The sequence below is a fragment of the Iodobacter fluviatilis genome (genome assembly GCF_004194535.1).
GTDB lineage: Bacteria > Pseudomonadota > Gammaproteobacteria > Burkholderiales > Chitinibacteraceae > Iodobacter > Iodobacter fluviatilis_A.
Window position 1 is genome coordinate 3,027,941 of record NZ_CP025781.1, and the last position, 15,667, is coordinate 3,043,607.

The window sequence follows — 15,667 nt, forward strand, 5'->3', positions numbered from 1 at the left end:
CGCATCTGCGGGGCTTTTTGCATTCTGGAGCCCGAATATGTTTAGCGCTGAAATCATGGAAGAGATCGCGGCGCATGCTGCAGCAGAGTTTCCGCGTGAATGCTGTGGCTTAGTGGTAGCACTGGCGGATGGTGCGGCTTATTTGCCCTACCCAAACCGTGCCCAGGGCAGCGAGCACTTTGTACTGGCTGCCGAGGATTTGGCCGAGGCTGAAGATATGGGCGAGATTTTGGCGGTGGTGCATAGCCACCCCAATGCATCGCCAGAGCCTAGCCCCGCTGATCGCGTTAGCTGCAATATTTCTGGCCTGCCGTGGCTGATTGTGAGCCACCCGCCTTCTGGGCATCAGTTGCTGTGCCCTGATGATTATCAGGCTCCGCTGTTGGGCAGACCCTTTGTGCATGGCGTGCTGGATTGCTACGCGCTAATCCGTGATTGGTATCGCCAAGAGCGCAGCATCGTTTTACCTGATTTTAATCGGCGCGATAACTGGTGGCTGGGTGATGACAATCTTTACATGGATCATTTCAAGGAAGCTGGTTTTGCTGAGGTGCAGGATGTAGATGATTGGCAGATTGGTGATGTGATCTTGATGCAGATCAGGGCAGACAAACCCAATCACGGCGCGGTTTATTTAGGTGACGGCATCATCATGCACCATATCCACGGGCGTTTGTCTGGCCGCGATGTGTATGGCGGTTTCTGGCAGAAAGTCACGGTTAAAAGGGTTCGATATGCGTGAAATCATTTTATACGGTGCAATGCGCCGCCAGTTTGGCAGGCGCTTTTTTTTGGACGTTGCAAACCCAGCAGAAGCCGTCCGTGCGCTAATGGCCGTTGTGCCGGGCTTTAAAGTTTGGTTCACCAAACAGGCGCAGGCCGGTGCGGCGTATCACGTACTGGTGGGTAAAAAAGATCTGAATAAAGATCAGCTGCATGACCCGCATCCTGATTCTGCGGCGATTCGTATTGCTCCAGCGCTGCGTGGAGCTAAGGCAGGTGTATTGCAGGTTGTAATGGGGGTGATTTTAATTGCAGTGAGTTATATGACGTTCTGGTCCGGCCCCGTGGCCGCTGGTATTTTCGCTGCCGGTGTGGGCATGATTATTGGTGGTGTCGTGCAAATGCTTTCGCCACAGCGCACTGCCGATGCGCCAGAAGAGCGCCCTGGCAACAAGCCTTCTACTGTATTTTCGGGGGCAGTGAATACCACGGCCCAAGGCCACCCCGTGCCGGTGCTGTATGGCGAGTTGATTGTGGGCTCTGCTGTCATCAGCGCGGGCATTTCTACGGATGATGTAGCCCTATGAGCGCACGCGATATTATTGGTGCCGGTGGTGGCGGCAAAGGTGGGGATGAGGGCGGGCGCACGCCAGTAGAAGCGCCGGATAGCTTACGTAGCCGTGATCTGGCGCGGGTGTTGGATTTAATCTCTGAGGGAGAGATTCAAGGGCTGGTCAATGGCATGAAATCCATTTACTTAAATGAAGTCCCTTTGCAAGATCCGTCCGGTAATCCTAATTTTACAGGCATTACAGTGGATACCCGCACAGGCACACAAAGCCAAGGCTATATCCCCGGCATTCCTGCTGTAGAAAATGAAATTCAGGTTGGCGCAGAGGTCAAAGTGGCTGTGCCGCTAGTGCGCAGCATTATCAGCCCCAGTGTGAATGCCGTGCGGGTGCGTTTGTCGTTTCCTAATCTGTCAGCACAAAACACCAGCAATGGGGATTTAAACGGTACTGCCGTTGAAGTCGCCATCGATGTGCAATCTGCTGGTGGCCCGTGGGTAGAAAAAAAACGCGACACGATCCGTGGCAAGGCCGTGAGCAAGTATGTACGCAGTTACCGTGTCGAACTAACCGGCGCTGCGCCGTGGCAAGTGCGCGTGCGGCGTATTACCCCTGATAGCGCACTGGTGGCGCTGCAGAATAAAACTTTCTGGGAAAGCTATACCGAAATCATCGATGCCAAGCTGCGCTATCCCAATAGCGCTTTGGTGGCGCTGTCGGTTGATTCCAGCCAGTTCAATAGCATTCCCACCCGCGCCTATCATATGCGCGGGCTGATTATTCAAGTGCCCAGCAATTACGATCCGGTGGCGCGTACTTATAACGGTATTTGGAACGGCAGTTTTAAGCCAGCGTATAGCAATAATCCGGCATGGGTTTTTTATGATTTAGTGCTCAATTCTCGCTATGGCTTGGGGCAATTTATTCCTGCATCCAGCGTGGATAAATGGGCGCTGTACGAAATCGCCCGCTACTGCGATGAGAAAGTGGCTACGGGTTTCGGCGGTACTGAGCCACGTTTTACCTGCAATGTGTATTTGCAAACGCGGCAAGATGCTTATCGCGTGCTGCAAGATTTGGCCAGCGTGTTTCGGGGCATTAGCTTCTGGGCGGCTGGCTCGCTCTTTGCCACACAAGACGCGCCTGCCGATGCAGAGGCACAGTTCACCAATGCCAATGTGATTGATGGCCGGTTTGAGTATCAGGGTGCATCTGCATCCAGCCGCCATACTGTGGCGCTGGTAACGTGGAACGACCCCGATAATATGTACCGGCCCCAGATTGAATACGTGGCGGATGATGAGGGTATCCGGCGTTTTGGCGTACGTCAGGCGGAGATCGCCGCAATTGGCTGCACGTCTCGCGGGCAAGCGCACCGGCTGGGGCGCTGGTTGCTGTATAGCGAGGCGATGGAATCCGAAGTTGTTTCGTTTAAATGTGGCTTAGATGGCGCGTTTATTCTGCCCGGCACCGTGATTAAAGTATCTGATCGCCTACGCAAGGCCAAGCGGGCCGGTGGCCGTATTGTCAGCGCTACCGCTTCAAAAGTTACGGTAGATAGCTACGAGGCGCTGGGTGGGGTCGAGCGGCTAACAGTTGTGCAGCCAAATGGCACATTAGCAGAGGGCGTGGTAATTGGCGTGGTTGGCAATGTGCTGACACTGCAAAATCCGCTGCCCTTTGTGCCAGTGCCGCAAGCCGTTTGGATTTTGGCGAGTGATACCGTGCCAGAGGTGCTGTATCGGGTAGTGAGTATTGCTGAGACGGAGCCTGGGCAAATTGCGGTAACAGCTCTGCTGCATATGCCTGATAAATATGCACGGGTAGAGCAAAACTTGCGGTTAGAGCCTGTAAAACGTCCACCTGCAGCGGTGATCCCCGCTGCACCTGCCGTGATTAATTTTGCAGAGCTGCTACAAAACGATGCAGAAAAAATCACGGTAAAGCTGCTTTTAAGCTGGGATATGGTGCAAGGCGCACGAGAATACCGTGTGCGTTGGCGCTTTGGCGCGGGCAATTGGAGCGAGGCTAATCCTAGTGATGCCAGCTATGAAATCCGCGATGTACCCGTTGGCCTAGTCGATGTAGAGGTGGGCTCTGTGGGTGCAATGGGTGTGTCAGCCAGAATGACGGCGGCCAGCTACACCATGCAGGGCGATTCTGCCCCGCCTGCGGCGGTAATCGGCTTGACGCTGATCGAGCCATTTGCCGGTAACGGCTTGCGGGCTAAATGGAATCGGGTGCCGCGTGCCACGGGTTATACAGTGGAATTGCGAACAACCGGCGGCGTGCTGATTCGTCAGTTGTTCATCGGCGATGTAGCGCACTTTGAATACCTAGCTGAATCGATGCTGGCCGATGGTGGCCCGTGGCGTAGCGTTACGCTGAAAGTGCGGGCAGAAAATACCCGAGCTCAGCCGGGGCCGTGGTCGTCATTGTTGGCCACTAATCCGGTACCGGCTGCGCTGAATGGCCTGCTGATGACTGCAGGCTATGACGCGGTGCTTTTCAGCTGCGCTGCGCCTGCCGATCTGGATTTTAAAGGTCTGAAAGTGTGGGCTTCGGCTAACACTGGCTTTAGCACGGCAGATGACACCTTTTTGGTTTACGACGGGCCAAATACCCAAGTGCCAATTACCACGCTACGCAGCGGGCAGAAATTAGCCGGTGGCGTGCCGGTCTATGTTCGTGCTGCGGCTTATGACGCCTTTGGCAAAACAGGTCTGAATATTTCCTCAGAGTTAGCGTGTACACCACTTAAGCTGTTGGAAGGGTTGAAGCCGGGCGAAATTGATTCGGTTTTGATCAAGGCGGTAGATGCAGCAAAAATTGCCGGTACTTTGCAGGATTGGCAGATTGAAGGGCAGGCGGATTTAAAGGCGCGGGTTACGCAGGCTGTGCAAGATCTGAACGGGAAAGCATCGATTGGCGATGTGAGTATTTTGGAGGCCAAGCTGGCTAAGGTGGGCTCTAGCAGCAATATGCTGATTAATGCTGATTTTCTTTCAGTTAATGATAGTGCCGTGCCTTTGCTTGGCTGGCAGGTCGGAGGGGATAGCGTCAATTTAGCCCGTGGGCATAGTCTTAGTAACGATTGGCAAGTTCTGCCTGCTACGGCGGCGAAAACAGCCTACCTGCATACGCTCGCTGCTGGAGGCTCACCGACGTGGGTATATCAAACTCATCTTGTAGAGGCAGGGAAAACCTATTGCTTCTCGGTTTTTTCGGGGGCGCATCGTGCGCGGTGCTGGGTTAGCCTTGAGTTTTTAGATGCTACTGGGAAGTTGATCCCTGTAGCCGCTGGAGGGGCAGAGTCCATCAATCTATATACAGGAGATGCGAGTAATTCGTTTGGTGGGGCGTTGTTATCTGGATACAAGCGTATTTTCCTATTGAGAAAAGCCCCTGTTGGTGCGGTGAAAGTCAACACAGTAATTGGTAAGGATGGCACGCTACCGCCCTTTAGTGATAGCTGGCACTTCTTTACCCGTGCAATGTTTGAAGGGGTTACAGAAGGTGCTGCTGGCCCGTCAGAGTGGCGCACTGGTCAAACTGCTGTTGATGGTATTTCTGCTAGCGTGACGGAAATCAAAAATGCTCAGGCGGCGCTTGATGGCAAGGTTTCATCTAAGTGGGGTGTCGTGCTTGAAGCCACTACTGATGGGCGTAAAAAACTATCTGGGGTGCAGGCGTTTAATGATGGATCGGTAAGTCAATTTATCATTTCCGCCGATCAGGTTTTGATTACCAGTGGTGGCGAAATCAATCCAGACCCTAATTTTTCAGATAAGTCTTTACCTGGAACTTGGGTTATTGCAAACGGCGTTGGTGCCATTGTTGGGCCGTCGTCGTGGGATGGTGCAGAGGGAAATTACTTTCGGTTTGATACGCCTAATACACGTATTCATACGGCAAAAGCGATGCCGATCAACCCAAGTCATGTTTATAGGTTAACTGCTGCACTTGGCGCAGAGGCGGGCTCCGATCGTAATATGTATGTTTACATTATTTTTTACGACGCAGCAGGGGTAGAGATTGCTCCTAACGGATGGGGTGGTGCATTGTCTGGCTACACTCACGGAGGTCTGGTGTCTGGAGGTCGATTTACACGATATGGCGCTCAGTTTGGTTTAGATACGTCTCGGCCAATTCCTAGTAATGCACGTCTGTGTCGTATTGGAGTATGGGGGCAATATTCTGGTGGTGGATCAACCGCAAATCCTCAGTATTGCTGCGCTGTTCGTCTGGAAAGGGCGTTTGGAGCTGAGCTGATTGTAGATGGCTCGATCACTGCAAAGTCTCTAAAAGTAGACACACTGCAGTCCGTTAATGCCCGCACCGGCAACCTGATTGTTGATGGTGGTGGCTCCATTTGCAGCAGTAATTTTTCTAATTACTGGAGCTGGCCAGCTGCTGGGCAAACGGGTTTTCATATTTCAGAGCGCGGCATGCTGTTGGGTAATCCAAACTATGGCAATGGCTCGTTTTTTCATTACGACGTTCTGAATGGCAATCTTGAGGTGCGTAATGGCACGATTCGGGCATCTGCCATTGAAGCATGCGAAGTGAATTTGAAATCTAAAAACGCAGGGCAGGGCTATATGCAGATCACCAATCAACTGATCACGGTATTTGATGGCAATGGCGTGCGCCGTGTTGATCTGGGTATTTTCTAATGGCACAAGGGCTGCGGGTTTATGACGAACAGGGGCGGTTGACACTTGATATGACCGATCGCGTGTCGAAGATTTTAGGTTCGGTGCGTGTGGCAGGTAGTGGTACTGCTTGGGCACCGCTACTGCAGGGGAATCAACTCTGGGCGGTTTTTGTGCCCGATGATACCTACATTATCCCGCCCGCGATCACGATTAGCGGCAATACCGTGTCATGGTCTGCCGGGGAGAGTTATTCCGGCTTAATTTACTACGGATCATTTTGATATGGCAGAGGCAGGGTTACGGGTTTTTACGCCATCCGGCGTGCTGCAAATTGACTCTAATTATAAAAATTTAGAGTTTCGGCGCAAAGTTCAGCTTACTAGCGTGCTGGATTCATGGGGCCAAGCGGGGCAAGGGGTGGCTTCATTTTCTGCTTTGCCAGGGGAAGAAAACGCCATTCTGGCGCTGGCCCCCGCGCCTAATACGGGAGGAGTGGCGTACTGGCGTAAAGATGGCGGTGTTCACCGTTTTTATACAAGCGGTGGTGGGCAGTCGTTTACGGTTTATGTGTTTGCTGAGCCTCTGCAATATGCACCAAGTGGCTGTGGTCTGCGCATTCGGTCGGCAGATGGTCAGATCGTGTTCTCTTCTGAGAAGCGATATATGCGGGTTGTGGCTATGGCACCACCGGAGGGGACGGTTGAAGCCGTTGCTTCACTGGCTGGTGTGATATCAGGTGGGTATTCCGCAAAATTTGAATATCACGATGAAGGCTTGCCGCCGGGCTATGGCCGTTTTGAATCTCGCTTGCCAGGGGTTTCGATTTCTGATCGTGGAGGTGGGCGATTCGCTTTAGTGGGCGATTCGGTGGTTACGGGTGTATCAATCCAGAAAAAACCAAATCCATCATGGAAGAATATCAATCGTTCGCCCAATCAATTGCTGGTGATTGATGTTACAAATTATTAGTTTTTTTACTCACAAGGGAAAGCAATGAACATTACAGAAAATATACTTAGTCAGCCGCCTGCGGTGCCAGTGTTACCAGCCCCGCTGACCATGATCAGCAAGCCCGTTGGCTATAGTGTCAGCCCGATTACCATTGATGCGAGTGGATCAATTACTGCATATGTCAATGTGCAGGTTGATAACGGCGCGGCGGGTATGGTGAGTATTGGCACACAAAACCATTATTTACCTGCCGATGAAGCGGTGGTGGTTTTGTCAGCACAAGCTAGCCCTGGGCAAACGGTCATTCAACTGCTGTCTGCTGAAATTATTAAAGCATTAAAGGCTAAAGGCTTAATTCAGTTTTAGCCTGCTTTGCATATTTAAAAAATAGAACCCCGCACTGGCGGGTTTTTTTACGTCTATGGATTTTGGAGTCCTATGCAAGAGCATGAAAAAAATCTGGTTTGGTTGCTGTTGCTGGGGGCCGCGATTGGCCTAGGCAAGCTGCTTGTCTCTCAAGAAGAGCTGACTGTTCGCCTGGTGATTGGCCGCTCAATTTTGGGTAGTGCCACCACGGCGGTGGCAGGTGCGTTGCTGATTCAAATCCCGGATTTGCCACCGCTGGCGCTCATGGCCGTCGGTTGCGCTCTAGGGATTACCGGCGCTCAGTTCCTTGAGATGTGGCTAAAGAAGCAAGTTTTAAAACTGAAGAGGTGATGATGCAACTGCTACTAAAACGCGATTTCTTTACTACCGAGTCCACAACCGGCGTGCTGTCGATCGATGGTGTGTTTCAGTGTTTTGTGCTGGAAGACGTAGACAGAAAGCTAGAAGCAGGCGGGGCTAAAATCTACGGCCAGACGGCAATCCCGCGAGGGATTTACCCTCTAACAGTTACATACAGTCCCCGCTTTAAAAAGCCCTTGCCGTTGCTCTCTGGTGTGAAAGGCTTTGATGGTATCCGTATCCACTGCGGCAATAGCGCAGCGGATACCGAAGGCTGCTTACTGGTGGGGAATGCGCGCTGGTTGAATAAAGTCGGCGGCTCGCGCATTGCTTACGATGCGATTTTTACAAAAATCAAAGCTGCGCTGGATCGTAAAGAAGCCGTGACGCTTGAAATTAAATAGGGGCTGCCGTGAGAGCTTTTGAATTTAATGGGCAAGCCACGGCCATCGGCCCCGGTGTTTTCGCATTGGTATTGCCCCGCAATTGTTTTGGGGCGGTGCTGATGTTAAAAAATATGGGGGGCGGTGATGCTACGGTTGCTGTGAATGTGGGCACGTCAACAGCAATAAAAGTACCTGTAGCCCCTGCGTCTACGCTGGCAGCAGGAACAAGCGGGGCGGTGACGATTCCAGCTAATTTCGCCTTTCTAGAGCTAAGCCTATCCGGTGTGGGTTTTGTTGTGAGCGGTGAAATTGAGGGAGGCGGGCACTGATGCCAGTTAAAACCGTTTTACGCGCTCAATTATTCGATAAATTTTTCACGCTGCAGGATCAGGTGATTCAGCGGCTGAGATTAAGCGGTGGCAGCTTGTGGGTGCCATCGCTAGCAGATAATGCGTTGATGGCTGACGGCTCTGGTGGTGTTGCGATCGATGGGCAGGTGGGCTATGTGCGGGATTTGGCTTCTGGCACACACCAAACGCAGGCAACAACCGCAAATAAACCTTTGCTTAGGCGTGGAGTGGTGACGGGGGGAGTGTCTGCTGCGACTGGCCAGCTATGGTGGGAATTTGACGGGGTGAACGATACGTTAGCTAGCCCTATTTCCCCTCCGAGTAATGAATTAGCGCTGATTGGTAGCGGGTTTTTTAACACTCAAGTTACGGCTACTCACCAAGCACTTGCCAGTAAACGAAATACGACGGCAGAAGGGATTTTGTACAAAACCCCTGCTGGTGGCTTAGAAACATGGTCTTCCAATGCTGGTGGCGCTTGGCGAGGAGTTCCAGTCGGCAGCTTGCTGGCAGCTAACACGCCATTCGTATTGTCGTCGATCGGGGCACTGGCAAGCCAAACGGGGCGGCTCAATGGAGGTTCAAATACTGCGGTGTCCGCAGGCAGAGCGGGAGTGGCAACGCCTATTCGTATTGGCTCAATAGAGGGGAGCGCCTTTTATTGGGGTGGTGGCATATACGGCTTAATTGCCGTTGCTGCTGCACCATCTGCATCTGATTTGGCTTTGTATGAAAAATACCTTGCCAGCTTGTCGGGAGTGGCCCTGTTATGAATTTAATTACAATCACTTCCCATCGCATTGGCTGATCCCGCCCACATTGTCAGAGTGCCAACAGTTTTGCGATGCGGTGGTGATTAATTAGTTATCCACAGTTTTAGTGGGTAAAGCGGTGAGTCATATTGCGGTAACCCAATCAATACAAGCGCCTTATGTGGGCGCTCTTTTTTTAGGCAAAAAATGACATTTATTCAAAAAAGTTTACTTGGCCTAGCGCTGCTGTTTGGTTTTTTTGCGCTGGGTATGGCAACAGGTTGGCACTACGGCGCTGGCCGCGTTCAATCGCAGTGGGATTTAGCGATCGCCGATGCAGAAAAGACAGTGAACAAAGCGCAGCTAAATAACGCCGTGGCCACGGTGCAGGTGGTTACAAAATACGTCGATAAAGTGCGCATCGTGCGCGAGCAGGGCCAAACCATAATCAAAGAGGTTCCGATCTATGTTACTCAAGAAAACGATGCTGCTGCTGTTATCAACAATGGCTTTGTCAGCGTGTGGAACGCCGCAAACAGTGGTAATCCGCCCGACGCCCCCAGAGCTGCTGATGCACAAACCAGCGGGGTTAAGCTCTCTGAAGTTGCAGAGCAACACAGCATCGAGGCCGGTTACTGCAGAGAAGTCGAGCAGCAATTGACGGCGCTGCAGGGGTGGTTAGCGGATGGGTACTGATCCCATTCATTATGGGATCAGTATAAGCAAGGTTTAAAAAAAACACGAATAGGAAAATAAATCCTATTCGTGTTTTTTGTTGTTTGTAACTCTATGATTTTACTTGTTATTTATTATGTGTTGAACCCATCCAGCATCGGTGCAATGGAATAACGGCGGCTAGGTTTTATATCTGTAACTTGTTGATTTTCTTGCGTATTCATTGTTTCTACTTATTTGTATATTGATTAATTATTGTGCATTTGGGGCTGTTTTTTGCTACCGATGCTACGAATTTTGCTTCGTGGTGGTGCATGTAGCACCGCTGTAGAACTCGTGTAGCACATAGGAAAAAATGGCAACAATGAGTCAAACAAAGGCAGCTGATGGTTCATTGTCCTATCGCGCACAGGTTCGGGTCAAACGCGGCGGTCAGATAATTTATTCTGAGGCCAAAACATTCTCGAAAGAAAAGCTGGTAAAGGATTGGGCAGCAAAGTTAGAGCAGGCATTAAAGGGTGATGGAGCAGTGGAATGGCACAAAATTGCCAAGCTGCTCGTTAGTGAATTATTACGTCGTTATATTGATGAAGTTGGGGAAGTGCAGAAGTTTGGCAGGACCAAGCGTCATGTCATGGAAAACCTGATCAAAAAGCCTATTGCTAAAAAATGGATTGGTGATTTAACCGCCGCAGATGTGATTGCCCATTGCAAGCTGCGCCTGGGTGAGGGGGGCTGGCCCTTCTACAATTACCCAGGATGTTATTTATCTGGGGTCGGCATTGGGGTGAGCGTAGAGTTGTGGCGAATGAACTGGCTGAGCTATTGGTATATAAACCGAAAGCTTTTCAGCACAGCAAAACGCCGCTGATGGCGGATATTATTCGTTTTGCCATCAGCACTTGCATGCAGCAAGAAGAAATCTGCAAGGCTTTGTGGATGGATGTACATGAAGCTAAGCACACTCTATTAGTCCGGCAACGTAAAGATCCATCCAAGAACGAAATAAATAAATGATCAAGAAATCCCTTTGTTTGGCAATGCGAGGGAGATTTTGCAGCGCCAGCCCAAGACAGACCCCTGCATCTTCTCTTATAACCACAGCTCTGTTGGTGCAGCATTTATTCGTATGTGCAAGGCGCTGGCCATTGAGGACCTGAGATTTCACGACTTGCGGCATGAGGGTATTAGCCGACTGTTTGAGGCTGGATATCAAATACAGGAAGTGGCTATGGTCTTTGGCCATAAGTCATGGGGAAGTTTGCGCCGCTATACCAATCAGCGGCTAGAATCACTGCATGGTAAGTATGAAGTGCTGTCATCGTTATCTTCAGCAGCCGTGAAGGTGATCGGTGGGGCTGCAGAGGCCTAGCCGGCAGAAGAGTTGCCTGTTTGGCAGAAAACTGATCGACGATAAAGCTTAAAAGAAAACCTGCTGTTGCAGGTTTTCTTTTAAGCTAAGTGGCTATAGTATTTTTTTATTTATTTGGTTTTATTGTTTAATATATTAACTTCCTTCATCTTCGATTCATTTTTTCTTAGTTCTTTACCGCAAACAGCGCCATGCTCAAGTAAAATACTTATCATTTCTTTTTTTGAGTATTTGATTGCATTATCCAGCATGGTATCTCCACTATTCACGGTTGTAAATTTCTTGTTAGGTTCTACCAATTTAAGGTCCAGAAATATTTTTAGTATTCTACTGTCAGAAGATTTATCGCTTAGAATGTATGCTATGCCGCCATCGTATGACGACATTTTATGTGTATCTTCTTTGCTAAAATTGAACTTTGAAAACAAATATTCAACAATATCAGGTTTTGATTTTTTAATGGCAATTCCCATTGCTTTACATGCATCGTCCTTGTTCTTTATGTGGGCAGAAAGCTCTTCAATGTTAGATGCACTAATTGCTTCGCCCAACCTTATTTCTCGTAACTGAACTTTTTTAAAATTGGTTGTGCTAACCATTCGTGGGATATGGAACTCTGGTTGAAATACAAAGTTGAGGACTCTATCTAAATCCTTATTCCCTAGGTTTTTATTTAGGACAAATTCCTTAAATTTGTTATCAGTACTATTTCTCAAAAAATCGATAAGATGTAGTCCCAGCGCAACCTTCAAGTCCTTAGCGTTATAAATAGGTATATCATGTCGGCCATTTTCTCCATGTACATACCTTTCTATTTCGTTTCTAACTTGAGAAAATTGAGATATGAAATCTTTATGTTCATGAGTAAATGCAGGTGGTACTTTGTTATCAAAGTGATCGGTTAATGTTAAATAACCGTAAGGATTTTGGTCGTCAGTTATGTATGCGATAGCCCCAAAGTCGACCGTAGTATGTTTTGAATTAAGTGGTAGTTTTGATTTGTCATCCGAGAACTCAACTCCAAAAAAAACGAAGTCTTGATTACTTAAACATCTTACATCTTCTGAATACGTGTTTTTTGCAGTAGCTATGCCATCACGCTGCAATTTGTCGAGGGACATAATATTGGAAAGGTTTGAGTTGCTCTGGTGTCTGAAATGTAATTTTGTATCAATTATCTTACTAAGTAAGTTTTTTTCATCGGGTGTTAGGTCTTTTGTTTTTTGTTTTATTTTACTTAAATAAGTATTCGATATTTTATCCAGATGTTGTAGTGAGTTAAATGAGGATTTTATATTTTTTGGTTCCTCCATTTCAATGCCTAATTCTTTGAAGTAGGCTCCTTTAGAGAACATGTTGCTATAGCTTTGAGCAGCTATGGCTTTTTTAAGGAAGTTTTTAATAGTATTAGCACTTTTTTCAACTAAATTTCTATTTTTTGAAAATTCCATAGGTGAATTACTAACAGAACTAATATTCTTTATTTCATTAGTTTTTTCTATTCTTGTTTCACTTACCTGTTTGGGTTGAACGCAATCTTGTTGCGGAACGATGTTTGATAGTGTGGTTGATTTTATCATTTGATAACCTATATATGTTTTTAATGAAATTAATTATTGTTAATGATGTTTTTGTTATAAATGTAATACCCCTAATGTTTTTTAGTATAAATGTATTAATTTTTATATAGCGTATATATTAACTCGCTCATTAATTTCATATCTATGTAACCTTGTATTTTTATCATTTGGTAGCGCCGGCAGAGTATATTTATTTTTATGCAGTATTTTTCTCTCCTATTTTTCCCTCTGGCTAGCGCAGGTTGAAGACTTACCTGCACTCTCTCTCCTGCTCAAATTTAGCCAATGCATTAAGCATGTTGCATTTCATTAATTGGACTATTTTTTTGTAAATGGGACAATAGGAAATATCTTATATTGAATAAATAGAGTGTGTGTTAATTGCATATTTTGTTATTGCAAACCTGATTATGTCTATTGCTTAGGTCCCCTTCATTTAGCAATCCGTATGGCATGAATTCGGATGGTCTGAACGGTTTTGAATTGGGGGGCTATTAGTCCACATATGCTGCATGCCTTACTCAAGCCAAACCACGCTGTATGGGCGCTTGGCTGAGCAATAGACATAATCAGGATTAGCTTTGTTGATAGTTAGCTACACCGGCAGATTGGCTTGATGGTGATGATGTTGTGATTGTGCCATCCTTGCAAGATGCAGATGAAATTGCTCAGCGCTTTCCAAAGGGCTACAGAGTTGTACGGCCTTATCTGCGTTTAACCCCACAGCCGAATCGCTAATTAATTCAGAAATTATTCTTGCTAAGAAGGCTGCGTTTGCAGCCTTTTAATTACATTATATTGGCTGATTTTTTTATGGGTAAGCGCGAATAGTTTGTGAAGGCTGTTATGTAAGAGCCTGTAAATTTTGACGATCTATTGTGATGCCTGACATGAATTTTCTCTGGGAAGAGATTAATCGGTCAAGGGCATTCACACAGTTTTTATTACAAAAAAGATTGAAACTGTGTCAGTTTTTCTCCTTATAGGTGGCGCTTGTTGCTCAATGACGTCCTGTTTTTTCTTGTACTCGCTGGGCACCCTGGTACTTTCCGAGGCAGTACGGGGCTTGCCGGAAAATGGTTATTCACTGGGTTATGCTCCTCGGAAATAACTCGTTATTGCCTTCGTCACATGCCTTGTGCTTGGCCGTTTTCCGGCTCAGCGCAATGGTGAATGAAACGTCAACAGACCCTAGATGCCGATGATGTCATCGTGACCCAGAATCTGACGGTAGGCGCAGCCATTAATCACTTAGCCAATGGCGGAGCGAAAGCCAGTTTGGGGGGGCCATTGAAGCCAAAGGCGACGTGAGCGCGGGAGAAGTTAGCCTGATGAAATACGCGTACAGGGAGCAGGGGGATGGGCAGCTGACGAGTGAGGCGGTTTAATGGATGCTATTTTTTTAAGGAGGTTGAAATTAATAATTATTAAGTTTAGAGTAATCATGCTCTTCGTTAAGCAGGTATCACTTTCAGGACCACTGATGAATGATCGAAATCTGAAATATATGTTTTATTGGTTTTGTTATTTTAATTATTTTCAGGATTAATCATGAAAATACAAAGCAATCATTCATTAGTAGAGGCTTTGAGGTGCAAGGCTGCTAACAATGACGTTTCCAAGAAAACAATAAGTAAAATTTCGGAAAAGCTAAGAAGTGTATCAAATTTGCCTGGAGGAATAACACCCGGTTATATGAGTGAATTGAGGCATGAAATAAGTAATGTTAGAGGAGACTTGGCAAGACATAAGTTAGAGTTAATTTTGGATAAACATGAAACGAAAAAAATAATGGAAGGTAACAGTGGAAGCGTTGCGGTTGATCTTACATTGGTAAATATGGGATTAAAGAGTACCATTAAGAATTTTGTAAGTAATGATGCTCTTTGTAGACAGTTAACCTCTAAGGTTGGAGAAATGGCAACAATTGGACAGAACGATCCTAGCTTCAGTGATGTTTGTCTAAAAACATTAAAAAATGTAGATGAAATGATTAGACGTGGTGATACAGAAAACGCCAATAAGACACTTGATGAAGGGTTGAAAAACTTTTATAGCTCTTAAGCTTATGTTAGGTGGAAAAATATGCTTGCGCGCCAAAGTGACTCTTGAATAAGTACTGAATATTGATAAGAAGATGTCACTGTATTGAAAAACGCTGCAAAAATTAAATCCATTATGTATATGCTGCTATTGTTTCTATTAAATTAAATGTGTTAAAAAATATTATCTCTTGTCGGTTAGACATGCTTACGGTATTTAATATTGTTTAATTAAATAAAGTAAATTGGATTGTTACAAGTATTATAAAAAATGTTTTCTTTTTTACGCCCTGGCGCTTCATTGCTCTGGGGCGTTTTTTTATCTGCAGGAGGCCAATATGGCTAAGCCTAGTCATACACAGATTCAGCCTGTTTCCTTTACGGATAAGGCTTTTCGATCACGCATGAACATGCTGGATGATGGCCGCTCATTTGTGGTGATCAATCGTGCCTGTTGATGACGACCGCACTTTTACAATCTGTCATTACCGAAGCCGGTTTGGCGGCGTTTTTTAATGCAACCCAGGCTAGTTTTTAAGCAAAAATCACCCATATCGCACTGGGCAACAGTGGCTACAGCCCAGCTCAGCCCAGCGCAAACCCAAACCCAAACCCAAACCCAAACCCAAACCCAAACCCAAACCCAAACCCAAACCCAAACCCAAACCCAAACCCAAACCCAAACCCAAACCCAAACCCAAACCAAGCTACGCACCAATCATCTGCACTTAACCGCGATTGCCGATTGGTAAGACGGAGTTTGGAGTGTGCATAGTGGGCTTTTAATTTAGATGGCGGGTAATTACTTACGCCAATTGGCTGATGTATTAGTGAATATGCACAAATAAGGTAAATCATAAAACAGGCGGTTTAAAGCTTCATG

The 15,667-nt window shown here is 47.1% G+C and carries 18 protein-coding genes; 17 read left to right on the plus strand and 1 reads right to left on the minus strand.

Annotation, left to right across the window (positions count from 1 at the left end; genetic code table 11):
* The first annotated feature begins 37 nt into the window (after positions 1–37).
* The 14 genes from C1H71_RS13455 to C1H71_RS13515 all read left to right on the plus strand — a co-directional run bounded on the left by C1H71_RS13455 (position 38) and on the right by C1H71_RS13515 (position 11,162).
* A complete protein-coding gene (locus C1H71_RS13455; protein ID WP_130107007.1) occupies positions 38–742 on the plus strand; it encodes a C40 family peptidase in 705 nt (234 codons plus the stop codon).
* On the plus strand, positions 735–1,310 hold the full coding sequence (locus C1H71_RS13460; RefSeq protein WP_188053272.1) for a tail assembly protein: 576 nt from the start codon (positions 735–737) through the stop codon (positions 1,308–1,310). Before C1H71_RS13455 ends, C1H71_RS13460 begins: the two co-directional genes overlap by 8 nt.
* Positions 1,307–5,968: a TipJ family phage tail tip protein gene (gpJ, locus tag C1H71_RS13465; RefSeq protein ID WP_130107009.1), complete on the plus strand. Its 4,662-nt coding sequence runs from the start codon at positions 1,307–1,309 to the stop codon at positions 5,966–5,968. The genes C1H71_RS13460 and gpJ overlap by 4 nt, the downstream gene beginning before the upstream one ends.
* The gene (locus tag C1H71_RS13470; RefSeq protein WP_188053274.1) at positions 5,968–6,231 is read left to right on the plus strand and encodes a hypothetical protein; all 264 of its coding nucleotides are present in this window, start codon (positions 5,968–5,970) and stop codon (positions 6,229–6,231) included. The genes gpJ and C1H71_RS13470 overlap by 1 nt, the downstream gene beginning before the upstream one ends.
* Before the next feature lies 1 nt (position 6,232).
* On the plus strand, positions 6,233–6,919 hold the full coding sequence (locus tag C1H71_RS13475) for a hypothetical protein (RefSeq protein ID WP_130107011.1): 687 nt from the start codon (positions 6,233–6,235) through the stop codon (positions 6,917–6,919).
* Positions 6,920–6,943: 24 nt separating this feature from the next.
* Positions 6,944–7,267 (plus strand): hypothetical protein, encoded by a 324-nt coding sequence (locus C1H71_RS13480; protein ID WP_130107012.1) that lies wholly within the window; start codon positions 6,944–6,946, stop codon positions 7,265–7,267.
* Positions 7,268–7,339: 72 nt separating this feature from the next.
* A complete protein-coding gene (locus tag C1H71_RS13485) occupies positions 7,340–7,618 on the plus strand; it encodes a holin (protein WP_130107013.1) in 279 nt (92 codons plus the stop codon).
* Positions 7,618–8,031, plus strand: coding sequence for a DUF5675 family protein (locus C1H71_RS13490; protein WP_223145867.1), 414 nt, complete (start codon positions 7,618–7,620; stop codon positions 8,029–8,031). Before C1H71_RS13485 ends, C1H71_RS13490 begins: the two co-directional genes overlap by 1 nt.
* An 8-nt stretch (positions 8,032–8,039) precedes the next feature.
* Positions 8,040–8,342 carry a hypothetical protein gene (locus C1H71_RS13495; RefSeq protein WP_130107014.1) on the plus strand — a complete coding sequence of 101 codons (303 nt, stop codon included), beginning with the start codon at positions 8,040–8,042 and terminating at the stop codon, positions 8,340–8,342.
* The gene (locus C1H71_RS13500) at positions 8,342–9,136 is read left to right on the plus strand and encodes a hypothetical protein (RefSeq protein WP_130107015.1); all 795 of its coding nucleotides are present in this window, start codon (positions 8,342–8,344) and stop codon (positions 9,134–9,136) included. Before C1H71_RS13495 ends, C1H71_RS13500 begins: the two co-directional genes overlap by 1 nt.
* A gap of 186 nt (positions 9,137–9,322) precedes the next feature.
* Positions 9,323–9,811 carry a hypothetical protein gene (locus C1H71_RS13505; protein ID WP_130107016.1) on the plus strand — a complete coding sequence of 163 codons (489 nt, stop codon included), beginning with the start codon at positions 9,323–9,325 and terminating at the stop codon, positions 9,809–9,811.
* 334 nt (positions 9,812–10,145) lie between these two features.
* The gene (locus C1H71_RS13510) at positions 10,146–10,661 is read left to right on the plus strand and encodes a hypothetical protein (RefSeq protein ID WP_130107017.1); all 516 of its coding nucleotides are present in this window, start codon (positions 10,146–10,148) and stop codon (positions 10,659–10,661) included.
* On the plus strand, positions 10,661–10,807 hold the full coding sequence (locus C1H71_RS20690; RefSeq protein WP_188053276.1) for a hypothetical protein: 147 nt from the start codon (positions 10,661–10,663) through the stop codon (positions 10,805–10,807). The genes C1H71_RS13510 and C1H71_RS20690 overlap by 1 nt, the downstream gene beginning before the upstream one ends.
* Positions 10,808–10,820: 13 nt before the next feature.
* On the plus strand, positions 10,821–11,162 hold the full coding sequence (locus tag C1H71_RS13515) for a tyrosine-type recombinase/integrase (RefSeq protein WP_130107018.1): 342 nt from the start codon (positions 10,821–10,823) through the stop codon (positions 11,160–11,162).
* A gap of 110 nt (positions 11,163–11,272) precedes the next feature.
* Here the strand turns inward: C1H71_RS13515 and C1H71_RS13520 are convergent, their stop codons facing one another.
* Positions 11,273–12,742, minus strand: coding sequence for a T3SS effector OspC family protein (locus C1H71_RS13520; RefSeq protein WP_130107019.1), 1,470 nt, complete (start codon positions 12,740–12,742; stop codon positions 11,273–11,275).
* 1,173 nt (positions 12,743–13,915) lie between these two features.
* Here C1H71_RS13520 and C1H71_RS20695 point away from each other — a divergent pair.
* The 3 genes from C1H71_RS20695 (at position 13,916) to C1H71_RS20700 (ending at position 15,536) form a co-directional block, all read left to right on the plus strand.
* On the plus strand, positions 13,916–14,053 hold the full coding sequence (locus C1H71_RS20695; protein WP_188053278.1) for a hypothetical protein: 138 nt from the start codon (positions 13,916–13,918) through the stop codon (positions 14,051–14,053).
* 240 nt (positions 14,054–14,293) lie between these two features.
* Complete coding sequence (locus C1H71_RS13530) at positions 14,294–14,806, plus strand: hypothetical protein (RefSeq protein WP_130107020.1); 513 nt, start codon at positions 14,294–14,296, stop codon at positions 14,804–14,806.
* A 493-nt stretch (positions 14,807–15,299) separates the two neighbouring features.
* The gene (locus tag C1H71_RS20700; protein WP_188053280.1) at positions 15,300–15,536 is read left to right on the plus strand and encodes a hypothetical protein; all 237 of its coding nucleotides are present in this window, start codon (positions 15,300–15,302) and stop codon (positions 15,534–15,536) included.
* Positions 15,537–15,667 lie beyond the last annotated feature (131 nt).